This window comes from Mesorhizobium sp. M1273 (assembly GCF_040318195.1).
Classification (GTDB): Bacteria; Pseudomonadota; Alphaproteobacteria; order Rhizobiales; family Rhizobiaceae; genus Mesorhizobium.
The window spans coordinates 79091-95231 of sequence record NZ_JAMYLV010000022.1; the positions used below are offsets into that span (position 1 = coordinate 79091).

At 61.1% G+C, this 16141-nt stretch carries 19 protein-coding genes; 6 read left to right on the forward strand and 13 right to left on the reverse strand.

Annotated elements, in window-relative coordinates:
• Positions 1–79: 79 nt before the first annotated feature.
• From NKH30_RS21995 to NKH30_RS22015, 5 genes are all read right to left on the reverse strand, one after another.
• The gene (locus NKH30_RS21995; RefSeq protein WP_352471894.1) at positions 80–862 is read right to left on the reverse strand and encodes an ABC transporter substrate-binding protein; all 783 of its coding nucleotides are present in this window, start codon (positions 860–862) and stop codon (positions 80–82) included.
• Positions 863–1074: 212 nt separating this feature from the next.
• The gene (gene mobB, locus NKH30_RS22000) at positions 1075–1584 is read right to left on the reverse strand and encodes a molybdopterin-guanine dinucleotide biosynthesis protein B (RefSeq protein WP_352471893.1); all 510 of its coding nucleotides are present in this window, start codon (positions 1582–1584) and stop codon (positions 1075–1077) included.
• Positions 1581–2210, reverse strand: coding sequence for a molybdenum cofactor guanylyltransferase MobA (mobA, locus tag NKH30_RS22005; protein ID WP_352997027.1), 630 nt, complete (start codon positions 2208–2210; stop codon positions 1581–1583). The genes mobB and mobA overlap by 4 nt, the downstream gene beginning before the upstream one ends.
• Before the next feature lie 58 nt (positions 2211–2268).
• Positions 2269–3189, reverse strand: a complete 921-nt coding sequence (locus NKH30_RS22010) for a DMT family transporter (protein ID WP_352997029.1) — start codon at positions 3187–3189, stop codon at positions 2269–2271.
• 121 nt (positions 3190–3310) lie between these two features.
• Positions 3311–3667, reverse strand: a complete 357-nt coding sequence (locus NKH30_RS22015) for a hypothetical protein (protein WP_352448884.1) — start codon at positions 3665–3667, stop codon at positions 3311–3313.
• A 196-nt stretch (positions 3668–3863) separates the two neighbouring features.
• Between NKH30_RS22015 and NKH30_RS22020 the strand changes: the two genes are divergently transcribed.
• Entirely contained in the window at positions 3864–4592 is a 729-nt protein-coding gene (locus tag NKH30_RS22020; RefSeq protein WP_352997031.1) for a hypothetical protein, read from the forward strand.
• A 51-nt stretch (positions 4593–4643) separates the two neighbouring features.
• Here NKH30_RS22020 and NKH30_RS22025 read toward each other — a convergent pair whose 3' ends face one another.
• Complete coding sequence (locus tag NKH30_RS22025; RefSeq protein WP_352744201.1) at positions 4644–5117, reverse strand: hypothetical protein; 474 nt, start codon at positions 5115–5117, stop codon at positions 4644–4646.
• A gap of 55 nt (positions 5118–5172) precedes the next feature.
• Positions 5173–6168: a GTP 3',8-cyclase MoaA gene (gene moaA, locus NKH30_RS22030; protein ID WP_352471888.1), complete on the reverse strand. Its 996-nt coding sequence runs from the start codon at positions 6166–6168 to the stop codon at positions 5173–5175.
• Between the two features lie 199 nt (positions 6169–6367).
• Between moaA and NKH30_RS22035 the strand changes: the two genes are divergently transcribed.
• The gene (locus NKH30_RS22035; RefSeq protein ID WP_352456745.1) at positions 6368–6721 is read left to right on the forward strand and encodes a gamma-butyrobetaine hydroxylase family protein; all 354 of its coding nucleotides are present in this window, start codon (positions 6368–6370) and stop codon (positions 6719–6721) included.
• Between the two features lie 24 nt (positions 6722–6745).
• Here NKH30_RS22035 and NKH30_RS22040 read toward each other — a convergent pair whose 3' ends face one another.
• Positions 6746–7174 (reverse strand): nuclear transport factor 2 family protein, encoded by a 429-nt coding sequence (locus NKH30_RS22040; RefSeq protein ID WP_352997034.1) that lies wholly within the window; start codon positions 7172–7174, stop codon positions 6746–6748.
• A gap of 159 nt (positions 7175–7333) precedes the next feature.
• Between NKH30_RS22040 and NKH30_RS22045 the strand changes: the two genes are divergently transcribed.
• Positions 7334–7945 (forward strand): pyridoxamine 5'-phosphate oxidase family protein, encoded by a 612-nt coding sequence (locus tag NKH30_RS22045; protein WP_352997036.1) that lies wholly within the window; start codon positions 7334–7336, stop codon positions 7943–7945.
• A gap of 27 nt (positions 7946–7972) precedes the next feature.
• Here NKH30_RS22045 and NKH30_RS22050 read toward each other — a convergent pair whose 3' ends face one another.
• Positions 7973–8425, reverse strand: a complete 453-nt coding sequence (locus tag NKH30_RS22050; RefSeq protein ID WP_352502431.1) for a MarR family winged helix-turn-helix transcriptional regulator — start codon at positions 8423–8425, stop codon at positions 7973–7975.
• 47 nt (positions 8426–8472) lie between these two features.
• Here NKH30_RS22050 and NKH30_RS22055 point away from each other — a divergent pair, with 47 nt between their 5' ends.
• Entirely contained in the window at positions 8473–9381 is a 909-nt protein-coding gene (locus NKH30_RS22055) for an alpha/beta hydrolase (protein ID WP_352682765.1), read from the forward strand.
• A 33-nt stretch (positions 9382–9414) separates the two neighbouring features.
• On the opposite strand, the gene NKH30_RS22060 is transcribed toward NKH30_RS22055, so the two are convergent.
• Complete coding sequence (locus tag NKH30_RS22060) at positions 9415–10029, reverse strand: TetR/AcrR family transcriptional regulator (protein WP_352997038.1); 615 nt, start codon at positions 10027–10029, stop codon at positions 9415–9417.
• Positions 10030–10127: 98 nt separating this feature from the next.
• Between NKH30_RS22060 and NKH30_RS22065 the strand changes: the two genes are divergently transcribed.
• Both NKH30_RS22065 and NKH30_RS22070 read left to right on the forward strand, forming a co-directional pair.
• Positions 10128–10874, forward strand: coding sequence for a 3-oxoacyl-ACP reductase family protein (locus NKH30_RS22065; RefSeq protein WP_352997040.1), 747 nt, complete (start codon positions 10128–10130; stop codon positions 10872–10874).
• A gap of 219 nt (positions 10875–11093) precedes the next feature.
• On the forward strand, positions 11094–12986 hold the full coding sequence (locus NKH30_RS22070) for a L,D-transpeptidase family protein (RefSeq protein ID WP_352997042.1): 1893 nt from the start codon (positions 11094–11096) through the stop codon (positions 12984–12986).
• Between the two features lie 11 nt (positions 12987–12997).
• Here NKH30_RS22070 and NKH30_RS22075 read toward each other — a convergent pair whose 3' ends face one another.
• The 3 genes from NKH30_RS22075 to NKH30_RS22085 form a co-directional block, all read right to left on the reverse strand.
• Complete coding sequence (locus NKH30_RS22075) at positions 12998–13474, reverse strand: hypothetical protein (protein ID WP_352448896.1); 477 nt, start codon at positions 13472–13474, stop codon at positions 12998–13000.
• Between the two features lie 126 nt (positions 13475–13600).
• Positions 13601–13852 (reverse strand): PepSY domain-containing protein, encoded by a 252-nt coding sequence (locus NKH30_RS22080; protein ID WP_352997044.1) that lies wholly within the window; start codon positions 13850–13852, stop codon positions 13601–13603.
• A 167-nt stretch (positions 13853–14019) separates the two neighbouring features.
• A complete protein-coding gene (locus tag NKH30_RS22085) occupies positions 14020–15759 on the reverse strand; it encodes an adenylate/guanylate cyclase domain-containing protein (protein WP_352997046.1) in 1740 nt (579 codons plus the stop codon).
• Between the last annotated feature and the right edge of the window lie 382 nt (positions 15760–16141).

The following is a 16141-nucleotide window of genomic DNA, read 5'->3' on the forward strand; positions in this document are numbered from 1 at the left end:
CCGCATCACCCCTCGTGCGCGGCGTCCTTATAAGAACGGCGGGAATCTCCCGCCGTTCACGTCCTCCTATGTCGGTCGATCAGGACTCGCCGCCATAAACGTCATATTTGAAGTATTTGTCGTTGATTTCCTTGTACTTTCCGTTTGCGCGGATGGCGTCGATCGCCGCATTGAACTGGTTGACCAGGTCGGTCTCGCCCTTGCGCACGGCAATGCCGGCGCCCGGACCGTGGATTTCGATAACCGGCTTGATTGTGCCGACCAGCTTGCAGCAGGCGCCGTCCGGCGAATCCAGCCATTGCTGCAGCACGACGACGTCGTCGTTGGCGGCATCGAGCCGGCCATTGGCCAGATCGAGCTGGTATTCCTGTGCGGTCGGGTACGGCTTGACGGTGCTGTCGGTATAAGTCTTGGTCGAATAGTTGAAATGCGTGGTGGACGCCTGCACGCCGATCGTCTTGCCGGCCAAATCTTCCTTGGTGACACCCTTGATGTCGGTGTCCTTGGGCGCGGCGATCGCCGGCGGCGTATTGTAATATTTGTGGGTGAAGTCGACCTTCTCGGCGCGTTCCGGCGTGATCGACATCGACGCGACGATAGCGTCGAACTTGCCTGCCTGAAGGGCTGGAATGATGCCGTCCCAGTCCTGCGCGACGAAGGTGCACTTCACCTTCATCTCGTCGCAAAGCGCCTTGGCGATGTCGATATCGAAGCCCACGAGTTGGCCGTCGGCGGTGAGGTTGTTGAATGGCGGATACGCTCCCTCGGTGCCGATCCTCAAGGTTTTTTCCTGCGCCTGGGCAACGCCAAGCGTCAGCAGCGCAGCCGAAGCGGCGAGCGCGATACGCAGTGCAATACGCATAATGGTCCTCTCTGTTGGTCCCGGCCGTCGTTCCCGAACGGCTCTGTGGGCGGTGCTTTTGACCGCCCGCTGGCGCGATACTCCCATTCTTTCCCAAGAAAAAGCAACTGCAAAACCGTCGCTTGAGGGAAGGTCATGTTCAGAAAACGGTGACGCTGGGTCAAACGCCTGAATGGAGAGAAAGTGGCCGGAAGCCCCCTGCGGCCGCGATCTCAGCGCGTCAGGCCGGTGGCGCGCTCGATGAAGTCAGCTATCGAATTCGTGTCGTCGAGATCGAAGGCCGGCAGGTCTTCGCCGACAATGTGGAAGTCGGACGCGATGGCGACAATGTGTGGATCGCCTGCCGAGAGCGGTGTCCGGTCCTTGGCCTCGAGCCGTCGCGTCTCGATTTTCTTGTGCGCCTCGCGCTTGTAACCCTCGACCAGCACGATATCGGAGGGTGCCAGCCGTGACAGGATCGCGTCCAGCGTCGGCTCGTCCTCGCCGCGCAATTCGTGCATCAGCGCCCAGCGCCTGCCCGACACGACCGCGACCTCCACTGCTCCCGCCTGCCGGTGGCGAAAGCTGTCCGCTCCGGGTTTGTCGATGTCGAAATCATGATGGGCGTGTTTTACCGTCGACACTTTCCAGCCGCGCCGGACGAACTCGGCCACCAGCTTTTCGGTCAATGTCGTCTTGCCGGAGTTCTTCCAGCCGGTGATGCCGAAGACACGTCTTTTCATGGCTCGATGCTCCGCAACAGATGCGCGGCCTGGGCAAGGTCGTCGGGGGTGTTGATGTTGAAGAACGGATCGATCTCGGCCCCGCCGGATTTCAGGATGGGAAATTCTACCTCGACAAAACCGTGCCGGTCGATGAACGCCGCAACGCGCCGGTTGTCTTCCTCGACGAGAAATTGTCGCAAGGCCTGATCTAACCCTGGCGGCCAGAGTGCAAAGGTAGGATGCCGTTTGCCGCCGGAACAGGAGACCGCGATAGAGCCCGGGCGCGCATAGGTTGCCGCGAGCAGCCGCTCGACCATATCCTTGGGCAGGAAAGGCGTATCGCCGGCAGCCGTGACCAGCGCCTGACAAGTCGTGTCGGAAGCCCATTCGAGGCCGGTCAGTATCCCGGCAAGCGGCCCGGCATAACCTTTGACGGTGTCGGCAAGCACCGGAAGCCCCGTCGCGGCAAACCGTGTCGGATCGCCATTGGCGTTTAGCGCAAGCGGACCGACCTGCGGGCCAAGGCGCGAAACGACACGGTCGAGCAGGGTACCGTCGCCAAGCGCAAGCAGCGTCTTGTCGCCGCCGCCCATCCGGCTCGACCGGCCGCCGGCCAGAATGATCCCTGCGATATGTCGCCCCATCGTTTGCTGCCCAGACCCAAAATCCAGTTTTCAAATCAGACAGTCGTCGACAGTCACTCTATATGCCGTCCGGCGCCATGTCCGGTCCAGTGCTTTCGGCGGCTGTTTTTCGCCGGCCGACGATCCGTTCGCGGTAGAGTGCATAGAGGCCTGAGCCGATGATGATCGTGGCACCGAGGATCATCGGCAGATCCGGGACATCGCCGAAGATCGTGAAGCCAAGCAGGATCGACCAGAGCAGGGCGGTGTAGCGGAACGGCGCGATGAAGGAGATATCGCCCACCCGCATCGCCGTGATGATGAAGTGGTAGCCGATGAGCACGAGCACCGCCGCCAGCGCCAGGAACGCCGTGCTTTGTCCTGTCATCGGTGTCCAACCGCCCATCGGTGAAAGCAATGCCGCGCCCAGAAACGTCATGGCAAGGGCGGTGGCGCTCGACACCAGCAATGTCGGAATTGCCTGCGGTATCCGCTTCGTGGCGAGATCGCGCACTGCACAGCATGCCACGCTGGCCAGCGCCAGCAGAGAAAAGACGCTGAACCCTTCGAAGCCCGGCCGTACGATGATCAGCACGCCGGCAAAACCGACGGCAATAGCCAGCCAGCGCCGCCAGCCGACGCCCTCGTTGAACACAAGCGCTGCGCCCATCGTCACCGCCAGCGGCAGCGCCTGCAGCACGGCGGAGACATTGACGATCGGAAGATGCGCCAGAGCAACCAGGAAGGACACCGTGGCGCCGGCCTCGCCGGCGACGCGCAGCGCAACGGTCGGCTGCAGCATCGAACCTGGCCGGGCAAGCGCGCCGCGTTGCCACGCAAGCAGGCCAACGAAAAGCGAAGCAAAGGCGCCGCGGATCAGCATGACCTGCGCCATGTTCATCGATTCCGACGAGAATTTGGTGATAGCGTCGTTGAGGGTGAAACCAGCCATGGCCACCATCATGAACAACGCGCCGCGCAGGTTTGGCGAAAGAGGCAAGGCGATTACCGGTGAGTCCTGCAGCAAGCGTCTAGCAGGCACCCGCAAAACAGCAACGTCAAAGGGCTGGGCCACAGCCTTTCTATGGCCCGTAACATCTGTCGCGCAAGAGCGGCAGGGCTTATTTGGGCGTCAGTACCTCGGTGCCGTTGCCTTCCTTGCCGGCGATCGTCCACAGGCCACGCAGCGAGCCGTCGTCCTGCACCTTGTAGACGACAAGACCGACCGCCTTGCCCATGACATAACCGGCGGAGAAGGCATCATCGTTGCGCATGCAGATACCGTCCGAGGACGAGCCGCCTGTCTCCCAATGGATCGTGCAGGTCGTCTCGCTGGTCAGCGTGATCGTCGCGTCGCCACCATAGGACGACCCATCGAAATTGGTGCCGGCCACGGCATAGGTGCCGCCGATCGACTGGGCCGCCGCGGGCAGGGCCGCGAGGCTGAGCAATGCAAGAGAAAGAATGAGTTTGCGCATATCGTATTCCCCCACTGGGCGAAGAACCGCTCCAGAGCAGAGGCTAGGCCCGAATGGGCTTGCGGTAAATCCGGTGACCGTTTGCGGACAAGACCTTTTCTGGGTGTGACCCCAAAAAGGTGCCGTTCTAAAGGATGGGTCCGGAGGGCAAATTTATCACACTGCGGCGCGAGGAAATTTTTCGACGAGATCAAATTTGCTCGGCAAGATTCACCAAATTGGTCATTGTAAGCTTCTGATCGTGTTGGGGAGATGGTCCATGATGAATGCACGAGGCAATGCGGACTGGCTTGGCACAGGCAGCAGGCGGCATGTTTCGTCGGCTTTCCGGTTCTCTTCTGCCCTGGCGGTCATCCTCATGGCGATAGCGCCTGCGTTCGCCGAGAACGGCGCTTCGGCGTCGGCAGTCGAACGGATGTCCACGCCGGGTCACGAAGCGGATGAGCTCGCTCGCCGCGTCGGGAAATGGTCCGTCGTCAACACGATCTGGCCAACGCCCGGTGCGCAGCCGATCGTCATGACCGGGCTGGTGGCCGAGCGCACGATGATCGGTCCCTTCATGCAGGAGGTGATGCGCCCGGCGCCCGGGTCGAAAATGCCGGACTTCCAGCGGATAGCCTATTTGAGCTATGACCGGGTGGAGGGCCGCTGGAAGTATGTCTCCATGGACACCCGTTTCCCGGCAGGGATCATGCCCGCCTGGAGTTTTGGTGGTGAGGAGGACGGCAAGATTTCACTCCTGTTCCAGCCGCTTGGTTTCGTCGGCTTCGGCCCCGAGGTCGAAGGGCGGTTCACGGCCTCCGATTTCGTCATTTCCAGGGACGGCGACAATCACGAAGTGGCCGACCAACATTTCCTCCAGGCCAATGGCAGCGGCAAAAAATGGCTTGCCGTACGATATGACTACACGCGCCAACAACCGTGACTCGCTAGCAAAAACAATAGGCTGCCAATAAGTTCTGACGTCGCCGGATGCTCACGGTCCCCTGAGGCTGCCGGCGATCGCATCGACGAGCGGGTCGTATTTCGATTTCAGGGCTGGCGGGTAGTCGATCCAGACCGTGCGGATGACACCGTCTTTTCCGAACAGGCAGCGTTCATAGAAGATGTTCCCGCCTTTGATGCCCGACAGCACCGCCCAGTCCTTGCCGGTCTTGCTGTAGGTGATCCTGTAGCCAGGTTCCTTGCCGGCCCTCTCGGCGGAGACGAAGGCTGTCGGGGTGTCATCATCGATGTTGAGGATACCCGAACAGATCAGGCTGGCGCCATCGGCAGTGAGCCATTGTTGTCCATCGCCATTGTCCGGCTCAGGCTGGCGAAGAGTGAAGATTTCGTCCGGAAAGGTGCAGATGGTACCGAAGCGCTCGTTCGTGTAGGTAAATGGCGCGGCAACTGCCGTGGTCCCCGCCATCACTCCGAAAAACGTCAGGACTGCAAAAAACCGCTGCACGCCTTGCCTCGCGCCGGTGCCAAGGCGATTATTCTTGCACGAAATCGGCCAAAAATCAGCCGCCGGTGACGCTCATATGCCGCGACACCGACGGACGGTTGGTGCGGCGATCGATGATGAAGTCGTGGCCTTTGGGCTTGCGGCCGATTGCTTCGTCGATGGCACCGGCGACCAGCTCGTTGCCTTCCGACGCACGCAGCGGCGCGCGCAGGTCGGCCGCATCTTCCTGGCCGAGGCACATGTAAAGGGTGCCGGTGCAGGTCAGCCGGACCCGGTTGCAGCTTTCGCAGAAATTATGCGTCATCGGCGTGATGAAGCCCAGCCGTCCGCCGGTCTCGGCGACTTGGACATAGCGGGCCGGGCCACCGGTCTTGTAGGGAATGTCGCTTAGCGTGAACTGGCGTTCGAGAGCCGCGCGCAGCAGCGACAGCGGCAAATACTGGTCGGTGCGGTCGGCGTCGATCTCGCCCATCGGCATGGTTTCGATGACCGTCAGATCCATGCCGCGGCCATGCGCCCAGCGTAGCATTTCCGGCAATTCGGCGTCATTGAAGTCCTTCAACGCCACGGCGTTGAGCTTTACCTTTAGCCCGGCCGCCTGCGCGGCGTCGATGCCGTCCATGACCTTGTCCAGATTGCCCCAGCGGGTGATCTGGCGGAATTTGTCGGCATCGAGGGTATCGAGCGAGATGTTAATGCGCTTGACGCCGCAGTCGGCGAGCTCGGCGGCAAAGCGGGAAAGCTGCGATCCGTTGGTGGTCAGCGTCAGCTCTTCCAGTGCACCACTCTCGAGATGCCGCGAAAGCTGGCGCACCAGGTGCATGATGTTCTTGCGCACAAGCGGCTCACCGCCGGTGAGGCGGAGCTTGCGCACACCCTTTTCGATGAAGACCGTGCAGAGCCGGTCGAGCTCTTCCAGCGACAGCAGGTCCTTCTTGGGCAGGAACGTCATGTCCTCGGCCATGCAATAGGTGCAGCGGAAATCGCAGCGGTCGGTGACCGACACGCGCAGGTAGGTAATCGTGCGACCGAAAGGATCGATCATATCCATGCGTATGCGCTTTCCGTGGCCGCGAACGGCTTCGTTATATATGGCTATGTGATACGAGCCAACTTGCCATTCAAGATAGAAGCTCGCGATCATCGGTAACATTCCGACGCCGACAGATCATGTCGGAACTTTCCATGCGGCCTGTTCCCTCGACGCGAAGCGGCGTAGGGAAGGGTGGCATTCCGCAGGATCCATCAGCATGACAGCGCCAAAAGAACTCAGGGTCTCGAAGGACCGCAAGCTGCTTTCCGTCACCTTTCCGGGCCATCAGCCGTTCGAATTGTCGGCCGAGCTGCTGCGTGTCGCCTCGCCATCGGCCGAGGTGCAGGGCCATTCGCCCGAACAGCGCGTCACCGTTCCCGGCAAGCGCAATGTAGCGATTCTGAAGATCGAGCCGGTCGGCAATTATGCCGTGCGCATCACCTTCGACGATTTCCATGATACCGGCATCTTCACCTGGAATTACCTGCATACGCTGGGTCATGAGAAGGATGCACGCTGGGCCGCCTATCTCGCCGAGCTGGAAGAGAAGGGGCTGAGCCGCGACCGCTGAAATGGATCCCGCAGGACTCTCAGGTCAACGCAGGATCGCCAGTATTTCGCTGGTGTCGTGATAAAACGGCGTGCCTTCGATCAGCCGGTCATCCTTGAAGCGCAAGACTTCGGCAAACGGCTGTTTGATGGTTGCACCATTGGCCCGCGACGTCAGCGAAAGCGAGCAGCTCATGAACACCGTGTCATCGTTTTGGGCGACCTGAAGGTCCTCCACCGCCACGTCGCTCCAGATTTCCCGCATTTTGCGGAAAAGGGCGCCAACGCCGTCGAGGCCGTTCCAGTCACCGGCATAGGGCAGGGAGCGCGGCTCATGCACGACAATCTCGGCATGAAATGCGCCGGCAAGCACATCGAGGCTCTCCGACCCTGATTGCAGGAAACGCATTTCAACATCGAACATGTTTTCAATAAGTTCCATGGCGGTGCGTCGCCGGTCGAGCGGTTTATCCATTTTTGACCTCCGTATCCGTTGGCACGATCATGCAGGTAAAGCGGTTTGCCCTTGTTTGCGTTGCCTCGACACCCGTTTCCTGATGACCGGCAAACGGGCACTTGTCGTGAAAACGTCATCCATCTGGAGTAGCGCCGGCAACGGTTTGGAGACGAAAACATGTCCATGATCACCAGCATCGAACAGCTTGAAGCGCTCTATGGCCTGCCCGGCGAGGCGTCGGTGGTCAAGGAACTCGACCAGCTGATTCGTGAATACGCAGCTATCATCGAGGCTTCGCCGTTTGCCGCGCTCGCAACCTGCGGGCCAGAAGGGCTGGACTGCTCGCCGCGCGGCGATCTCGCCGGCTTCGTCCGTATCCACGATCCGAAAACGCTGATGATGCCGGACCGGCGCGGCAACAACCGTGCCGATTCGCTAAGGAACATCCTTCGCGATCCGCGCGTCGCGCTCCTGTTCCTCGTGCCGGGTTCCGGCACGACGCTGCGCGTCAATGGCCGCGCCCACATCACCACCAATACCGGGCTCTGCGCCTCGTTCGCCGTCGAGGGCAAGCCGGCGCGCTCGGTGACGATCATCGAGATCGATGCGGTTTATTTCCAGTGCGCCCGCGCCATCCACCGATCGGAACTGTGGAACCCGGCAAGGCATGTCGACCCGAGATCGCTGCCGACTCCCGGCCAAATCCTGGAAATCACCAGCCGCAAGAACATTGACGGCGAGGTCTACGACAAGGAATGGCCCGAGCGCGCGAAAAAATCGATGTGGTGAAGCATCTGGTGGTGGAGCACTGGGCTGTCAGGCGGTCTTCAAAACCTCGGCAACCCTACGCATCTGTTCGCCGATCATGTCGCATTGTTCCGGTGTCGACTGGCTCATCGCCTTCTCGATCAGCGCCATATGGACCTTCAGCGCCTGCATCAGCAGTGCCTCGCCGGCCTCGGTCAACGCAAGCCGCAGCACGCGCTTGTCCTTCTCGTCGCCCTCGCGGCGCAGCAGACCGCGGGTCTCCAGCTGCGGCAAAAGCATGGTGATGTTGGAGCGGCCGACCAGCAGCCGGCGAGCGAGGTCGTGCTGCGACATGCCGGGATGACGGTAGAGGTTCATCAGCACGTCGAGCTGCGCCGGCTTCAGGTCGAGCGGCGCAAGCTTCACCGCCAGGGTGCGTTCCAGCACATGGCAGGCGCGCGCCACCGCGACCCAGTTGCGAAAACGCGGGTTGTCCCAGGGCAGGTCTTGCTTAATGTTCATGTTTGAACTATTATGTTCATGCTTGAACCAATGAATGGATCGCCACTATGGCATCATTTGGACTGAAGGTCATCCGCGGCACGTTCGGCGTGGCTGAGCATGTGGCACCGCGACTCACCGGGCGTGCTGCATTCGAGCTGTTCTGCCGCACGCCGCACGAGAAAAGCTTGAGCGAAGGCGAGCGCCGCGCAATCGACCGCGCCGCCGATTTCATGACCCAGGCACGCCATCATCGGCTAAAGACCAGAACCGGCTGCGTCATGGTGCATGAGTTCCGGCCCGAGCCGGGCAGGGCGGCTGCCGGCACCGTGCTCGTCATCCATGGTTGGCGTTCGCGCACCGAATACATGCGCACGCTGATCGAAGCCTATCGCGATGCCGGCTACAAGGTGGTCTCGCTCGACCTGCCGGGCCACGGCCAGTCGCAGGGCCGCCGGCTTACCCTGGTCAGTGCGGTCGATGCGGCACGGGTTGCCGGCGAATGGTTCGGCCCGTTCGCGGCCATTGTCGGCCATTCCTTTGGTGGTGCCGTTGCCGCCAACGCCGTCGCCGGTTCGATCAGGAACATCCCGCGATTGGCGGCCGGGCGGCTGGTGCTTATCGCCGCGCCGAGCTCGCTGCCGGCGATCTTCGCTGATTTCAGCCGCATGCTGAATGTCGGCTCGCGCTCGCAGGCCGCCATGGCCGACCGGGTCGAGCGCATCGCCGGCCGGCCGTTGCACGAGTTCACCGGTGACCGCCAGCTCGCAAGCACGCCGCTGCCGACGCTGGTGATCCACGCGCCGGACGACCGCGAAGTGTCCGCCGAGCATGCAAGGCTCTACACGCGCGCCGGCGACCATGTGCGGCTTTACTGGGCCGACGGGCTCGGCCACCGCCGCATTCTCGCCGACAGGGGTGTGGCGGAGCGTGCCGTTGGCTTCGTTGCCGGCAGGCTCGAGCCGTCTCTGCAGTGACCTGAATATCGTTCTTGTCAGCCGGGTTCGACGTCACGCTGCCCCGGTGCTGGCCATCGCTATCCAAGCCGCCATTGCCCCGGCCACCGTCGCCAGAAGAGCCGAGCGCGACGCGCCGTCGCGCGCCTGGATCGACATGCCGTGCTGCACGGTCGCGTAGAAGGTCGCGGCCGTACCGCAGTCGAAATCGGCCGGCAACTCTCCCTCGGCGACGCCACGCTCGAGGCGTCTCAGCAAGACTTCGCGGTTTTCGGCGCGGCGACGGCGCAGATCATCGCAGATGGCGCCGCGGCTTGAATCCTGGTGCAATGCGCCGAGCGTGATAAGGCAGCCTTGCGGACGACCGCTCTGTGAATAGGCCCTGGCAGTCTGCCGCAGGAACCGTTCGACGGCCTCGCGCGCGGTCGGCGCCTTTTCCAGCGCGGACCAGATCTCGGTTCCCTCGACCCGCGTGTAAAGCTCGGTTGCCTCGAGAAACAGCGCTTCCTTGCTGGCGAAGGCGGCATAGAGGCTGGGTGAGTTGATGCCCATTGCAGCGGTCAGGTCACTTATCGACGCGCCCTCATAACCCTTGGCCCAAAACACTTCCATTGCGCGCCGCAAGGCGGCGGCTCGATCGAAGGTGCGGGGGCGGCCTCGTTCCGGCATGGCATTCTTTCTGTATTGATCGATACATAATTCCGTTGACGTGGTTCAGCAAGGCTGGCAGATATTTATGTATCAATCACTACAAAATGGAGAAGCAGATGTCATCCAGAAGCTTGAACGGCAAGGTCGCCCTCGTCACCGGCGGCAGCCGCGGCATTGGTGCGGCGATCGCAAGAAGGCTCGCGGCCGACGGGGCAGGCGTGGCGATCACCTATGTGAATGGCGAGGAAGGGGCGTGTGCGGTGGTCAGGGAAATCGAGGCGGCCGGCGGCCGGGCCTTTGCCATCAAGGCCGACAATCGCGATGCTGGGGCGATCGAGGCGGCAGTCGATGAGGCAGCAACAGCCTTCGGACGGCTCGACATCCTGGTCAATAGCGCCGGCATCTGGCGCGCTGCGCCGATCGATGCCCTGTCGCTTGCCGATTTCGACGAGACGATGGAGGTCAACCTCAGAGCCCCGTTCGTCGCCGCCAAGGCGGCAGCAGCGCATATGGGCGAGGGTGGCCGGATCATCTCGATCGGCAGCAATCTGGCCGAGCGTGCCACGGACGCCGGCCTGAGCGCCTACTCGGCAAGCAAGGCTGCCTTGGTTGGCCTGACCAAGGCCTTTGCACGCGATCTCGGTCCGCGCGGCATCACCGCCAATGTCGTCCATCCGGGGTCGACCGATACCGACATGAATCCGGCAGCCGGCCCGCACGCCGAGCATCAGCGCCAGAAGATGGCGATGCCTCGCTTCGGCACGGCCGACGAGATCGCCGGCATGGTCGCCTGGCTTGCCGGTCCCGAAGGGCGCTTCGTGACAGGCACGGCATTGACCATCGACGGCGGCGCCAACGCTTGAGGCTTGGCTCACGGGCGCTATCATTAACGGGGGCGATGACGGATTGACTCGACCCGTCACGATCTTGTGAAACCGTTCTGCAACAGACGTTCCGAAATTTATGAAAGCTTAACGAAATCAGTATGAATCAGTGTAGTCACGCCTTACATCCGCCATGCGGTGGGCGAGACCGTGAAAGCGGTGCGGAACGGGATCCGGTTCAACCGGAGCGGGTGATCCATGAAAGTCCTTGGAAACAAAGCAACCGTGCTGCCGTTTGCGGTGGCCGCGGCAATGCTGGCCTTCGGGGCGCCGAAGGCTGAAGCGCAAGGGTTCTTCGACATGCTTTTCGGCGGCGGCGTCAAACACGCACCGCCGAAAGGTAACTTTCCGCCGCCACCGTCAAAATACAAGCCGAAGCCCAAGGCGCCGGCCGCTTCCGGTGGTGGTGCGCAAATCAGCAGCCCGTCCTATTATACCTACAAGAGCGATCCGCTGGTGCGCGTCGATTTTTCGGCACTGTCGGCAGCGCCTGAACCAGCAACGCCTCAGGACGCTGCTTTCGAGCCGGCGGCCACCGGGGCTGCATTCCGCGAAGCCATTGCCGGCCTCGACGGCTATGACCTCTACGCCGAGAAGGACATCGCCAAGGCGCTGATCGCCTATTACTCGGCCAATCCGGATTTCATCTGGGTGGCGGGAACCAGTCCCAGCAGCCGTGCCCAGGATGCCGTGCGGGTGCTGGGCGAGGCCGCGAGCTACGGCCTGACGCCCGCCGACTACACCGTCGAAGTTCCGGCAGCAGGCACATCGGCGGGCAATGTCGATGAACGCCTGAAAGAGCTGGTCCGCTTCGAGATGGCGCTGTCGGCGCGTGTCCTGCGCTACGCCCGTGACGCACAAAGCGGCCGCGTCGATCCCAACCGCATAACCGGCTACTACGATTTTCCGCCGAAGCCGCTCGACATGGAAGGGGTGCTGAAGACGCTGGCCCATACCCAGCAAGTGCGCACTTATCTCGAGTCACGGCATCCACAGAATTCCGAGTATCAGGCGCTGCGCGTCGAACTGGAAGCGCTCCAGGCCAGCGCCGAAGACGAAATCACCATCGATCCCGATCTGCTGTTGAAGCCGGGGCAGACCAGCCCCGAGCTGCCGAAGCTTTTGACAAAGATCGCGCGCAATCTCGATGACGAGATGGGCGGCGCCTATGGCGAGGTCCTGGCGAGGCTCGCTACCAGCGAGGTCTACGATCCGGAGCTGGTGCCGGTGATCAAGGCGGTGCAGAAACGGGCCGGCATGAAAGGCGACGGCGTCATCGGCCCGCGTACCGTTGCATCGTTGGCCGGAACGTCCAAGGCCGACAAAGTTCAGAAGGTTCGGGTTGCGCTCGAAGAATTGCGCTGGTTGCCTTCCGACCTTGGCAGCCCGCGCGTCTTCATCAACCAGCCGGCTTTCACCGCGAGCTATATCGATGATGGCGAGGAGAAGCTGAAGACCCGCGCCGTGGTTGGCAGGCCCACCAACCAGACTGCTTTCTTCTATGACCAGATAGAGCAGGTCGACTTCCATCCCTATTGGGGCGTGCCGCAATCGATCCTGGTCAACGAGATGCTGCCGCGGCTGCGCCGGGATCCTGGCTATCTCGACCGCGCCGGCTACGAGGTGGTCGATGCCCGCGGCAAGCGCATTCCCTCGTCCTCGGTCAATTGGGGCGCCTACGGCGCAAAGATACCCTACGGCGTGCGCCAGCTGCCAAGCGAGGCCAATGCGCTGGGCGAGCTGAAGATACTGTTCCCCAACAAGCATGCAATCTACATGCACGATACGCCGCAGAAGTCGTTTTTCCAGCGCGACATGCGTGCGCTCAGCCATGGCTGCGTTCGCTTGCAGGATCCGCGCGGCATGGCCGCTGCCGTGCTCGGCACCTCGGTCGACTACATCGAGGACAAACTGAAACACGGACATTCGACCGAGGACGTGACACGCAAGATCCCGGTCTATGTCGCCTATTTCACCGCATGGCCGGACCTGTCCGGGAAGGTCGAATACTTCAACGACGTCTACGGCCGCGATACAAGGCTGCAGCAGGCGCTCGACAGCACGGAAGCGGTGCGTTCGCCGGCAAGCTGACGAATGCGGTTCTAGCGCTGAAACAGTGGACGCCGGAAACCGGCATCGCGTCCGGCGATGAGCCAATAGACCAGGCCCGCGACAACGCCTGCGGCGGCAATGATGCCGATATCGGCCCAGCGCTCCGGGTTCGTGTCATCCGGTACACTGGGCCAGATCAAGGCGAAGCCGCCAACCGCGGCCGCCGCGCCGAAGACCATGTGTAGCCAAAAACTGCGCAGCGAGAAAAACTCGGCAATCAGTGCGAAGATCAGCGTCTGCAGGCCGGTCAGCACGATCGTCAGAAAATAGATGAACATACCGAGCGGCGGCAACAGAAGCACCGCAACGGGGGTGACACCCATGACGTCGAAATAATTCGGCGCATTTGGCAGCGAACTCAGCCCGCCATAGATCGCCGCCACCGCGATCAGCCCAACCAGTACCGCTATGAAATAACCCGCGAGCATCATCAGAAAGCGTTTCAATACGTGCTTTACCGTCGCCATGCCCACCCCCGCGCGCAATGATAGCACCCAGTCAGCCATCAAAGTCATATCTACGCAAGCGTCTGCCGAAGGCCGGGGGCCTTCGAGGCGCGCCATTGTTAGAATCTGGACCGTTGGCGGCCAGCTTCATTTCGGCGCGGCTGTCACCGGATCATAGGTGATTTCAACTTTGGCCTTGTCGCTCGTGTAATAAATGACGGTGTAGCCATCGTTGTCCCAATCGATTTCCTTGATGTAGCGGAAGTCGTCGCGCTGCTCGACCTTGGCGATGATTTCCGACAGCTTCTTGGCATTCTGCGGCGGCACCGGATTTTCGTCCGCGCCAAAGGCCGATCCGCCGACAAGCAGCACGGCGGCCGCCAAAACAAGTCTGGACATGGCTTTCCCTCACATCTCGATGAGCAGAAACTCGTTTCCATGCAGGTTTGTTCCCGGAGCGCCGGGCGTTGCGCTACAAGGAGGCGCCGGCCATGCCTGATTTATGGCCGCCGAAAGAACAAGGCGACTGCTTAAAATCGGTGATTTACCTACGAATGCCCAGCGTTTCATTCCGGGAGGCCAGCGAGCCGCAACCCTTCGATGTATCGGGCAAGGAGAGCCTTATCCCGATATGGCGCGCGGGAGCTGTATCGCTCGATCGAGAATTCCGGATTGAGCTTGAGAAGTTCGCTAGCGGCGCGACGGGCGTCCTCCAAGCGACCAAGTTGGGCATATGTTGCCGCCAGCAAGCGGTAGGCGGAACCAAGGTCCGCCATCTTTTCCAAAAGGGACAGGGCTTCGAGGTAGTTTCCGGAAAGGTATTTGCTGGCCGCAATGTTCCAAAGGTACCAGTCGGGTCGGCTGGGATTGAGCCGTAAAGCCAGTTCTCCGATTCTGGTCGCGTCCTCGAGACGCCCGAGATAGCCCAAGGCATCGCAATATTCGGCGAGGAGATCGCAATTGTTGGGCGCAAGCTCGCGGCCGCGTTCGTAACAGCCTATTGCTCTTTCAGCTTCCCCCCGCCAGAGGTAAACGACGCCCAGCGCCCAGTGGACGTTGGCGTCGTAGGGACTGAGTTCAAGGGCTTTGCTCGCCGAAGCGAATGCACTTGCCAGCGTGGTTTCCAGATCGACGCGCTCATTCCATTTCAGCCTGTGTATCTCGAGCCAGGCGAGTCCCAGGTATCCGCGCGCGTAGCCCGGATCGTCGTTGATCGCGGCGACGAACATCTCTCTGGCAAGTCTGACGTCATCCGGATTCAAGCTCATCTCAAGATGCCTGCCGCGCAGGTAAAAGTCATATGCCCTCAGTGCGGTTAGCGGTTTGCCGAGAACACGGTGGCGCTCGGCCTCCTCGATCTTGATGTTAAGGGCGGCCGGAATGGATTGGGACAGCTCGTCTTGGATGTAGAACATATCGACAAGGTCGAAATCGTATTTCTCCGCCCAGATGTGTTCGTGTAACGCATTGGTCAGATTGGCATTGACCCGGACGCGATTGCCGAGCCGCCTCACGCTCCCCTCAAGAGTGTAATGCGTGGCCGGAGCATTCTGTTGCGGCTCTGAACGAGGCAAGCGAACGATCACGTTTAACCCGGAGAAGCGCGACAATGCGGCAGCGATATCCTCGGTTATGCCGGCGGCGAAATACTCATGGTCGGGATCGCCGCTCAAATTCACAAACCTCGAGACATAGAGAAGCGTTCTGTTCGACGCGATAGCAGGATTATCCTGAACGTTGAGCGACGGCGGTGCCATGAGGGCGGTGGGCGTGTGCTTGGATGGCGTGTCATCATCTATGATGACATTGAAAATCCGGAGCGGACGTTCAATGTTCTTCAACGCCTGCTCGCCCGCATCTTCGAAGCTGATATACAGGCGGTTGCCCACAGTATCGCGCACCGATGCCGAGACCGCGACGCCCCCAGGCCTGGCGATGCTCTCGATGCGCGCCGCCACGTTTACGCCGTCACCATAGACGTCTTCGTCTTCGAACAGGATGTCGCCGATATTAATGCCGATGCGAAATTCTATTTGCCGATCGCGATGGACGTTCGTGTTCCTCGTCCGCATCTCCCGTTGGATTTCGACCGCGCAGAGAACCGCTTCCTCGACGGCGCGGAACTCCACCAACATGCCATCGCCCATGAGCTTGATGATGCGGCCATGACGCAATGCGACCTTGACGTCCAATAGTTCCTGACGATGCTTCTTCAGGGCCGACAAAGTACCTTTCTCGTCAATTTCCATCAGCCGGCTGTAGCCGACTACGTCAGTGGCCATGATGACGGAGAGTTTCTGTTCCATCGGCGCTCCCCACTCCTACAAGCAACTAGATAACACATCCGCACCGCCGAAGCATCGAACTTGCGCGGACGGAAATGGGAAGATGATTACACGATAGGTTCCTGATGGCTGCGGAAATTTCGGCTGCCGGCATGGACAACTTATTGAAAGGCAATTCCGCTTCTGATTGTCGGCTTCGGGCTCAATCACGACCTTCCAGCAGAAGCATCTAAGGGCAGCACAGGGTGGATAGTGTTGAAGAAGTCGGCGATGAAGCCGTGGATCCACTCGCACCGAAGCGTCTTGATTAAGGTCGACGCGACCTCCTCGCCTTAAGTGGCTCGGACGTTTGTTCCGAGGGTGCAAATCTTGGCCAATTTCCTGAGGTTCTGGGCGATGGCTG

What these genes read in the sequence shown, in the direction of transcription:
- NKH30_RS21995 (WP_352471894.1), bottom strand. Translation starts at nt 862, where the DNA reads ATGCGTATTGCACTGCGTATCGCGCTCGCCGCTTCGGCTGCGCTGCTG.
- mobB (WP_352471893.1), bottom strand. Translation starts at nt 1,584, where the DNA reads ATGAAAAGACGTGTCTTCGGCATCACCGGCTGGAAGAACTCCGGCAAG.
- mobA (WP_352997027.1), bottom strand. Translation starts at nt 2,210, where the DNA reads ATGGGGCGACATATCGCAGGGATCATTCTGGCCGGCGGCCGGTCGAGC.
- NKH30_RS22015 (WP_352448884.1), bottom strand. Translation starts at nt 3,667, where the DNA reads ATGCGCAAACTCATTCTTTCTCTTGCATTGCTCAGCCTCGCGGCCCTG.
- moaA (WP_352471888.1), bottom strand. Translation starts at nt 6,168, where the DNA reads ATGGATATGATCGATCCTTTCGGTCGCACGATTACCTACCTGCGCGTG.
- NKH30_RS22035 (WP_352456745.1), top strand. Translation starts at nt 6,368, where the DNA reads ATGACAGCGCCAAAAGAACTCAGGGTCTCGAAGGACCGCAAGCTGCTT.
- NKH30_RS22040 (WP_352997034.1), bottom strand. Translation starts at nt 7,174, where the DNA reads ATGGATAAACCGCTCGACCGGCGACGCACCGCCATGGAACTTATTGAA.
- NKH30_RS22045 (WP_352997036.1), top strand. Translation starts at nt 7,334, where the DNA reads ATGTCCATGATCACCAGCATCGAACAGCTTGAAGCGCTCTATGGCCTG.
- NKH30_RS22050 (WP_352502431.1), bottom strand. Translation starts at nt 8,425, where the DNA reads ATGAACATTAAGCAAGACCTGCCCTGGGACAACCCGCGTTTTCGCAAC.
- NKH30_RS22055 (WP_352682765.1), top strand. Translation starts at nt 8,473, where the DNA reads ATGGCATCATTTGGACTGAAGGTCATCCGCGGCACGTTCGGCGTGGCT.
- NKH30_RS22060 (WP_352997038.1), bottom strand. Translation starts at nt 10,029, where the DNA reads ATGCCGGAACGAGGCCGCCCCCGCACCTTCGATCGAGCCGCCGCCTTG.
- NKH30_RS22065 (WP_352997040.1), top strand. Translation starts at nt 10,128, where the DNA reads ATGTCATCCAGAAGCTTGAACGGCAAGGTCGCCCTCGTCACCGGCGGC.
- NKH30_RS22070 (WP_352997042.1), top strand. Translation starts at nt 11,094, where the DNA reads ATGAAAGTCCTTGGAAACAAAGCAACCGTGCTGCCGTTTGCGGTGGCC.
- NKH30_RS22075 (WP_352448896.1), bottom strand. Translation starts at nt 13,474, where the DNA reads ATGGCGACGGTAAAGCACGTATTGAAACGCTTTCTGATGATGCTCGCG.
- NKH30_RS22080 (WP_352997044.1), bottom strand. Translation starts at nt 13,852, where the DNA reads ATGTCCAGACTTGTTTTGGCGGCCGCCGTGCTGCTTGTCGGCGGATCG.
- NKH30_RS22085 (WP_352997046.1), bottom strand. Translation starts at nt 15,759, where the DNA reads ATGGAACAGAAACTCTCCGTCATCATGGCCACTGACGTAGTCGGCTAC.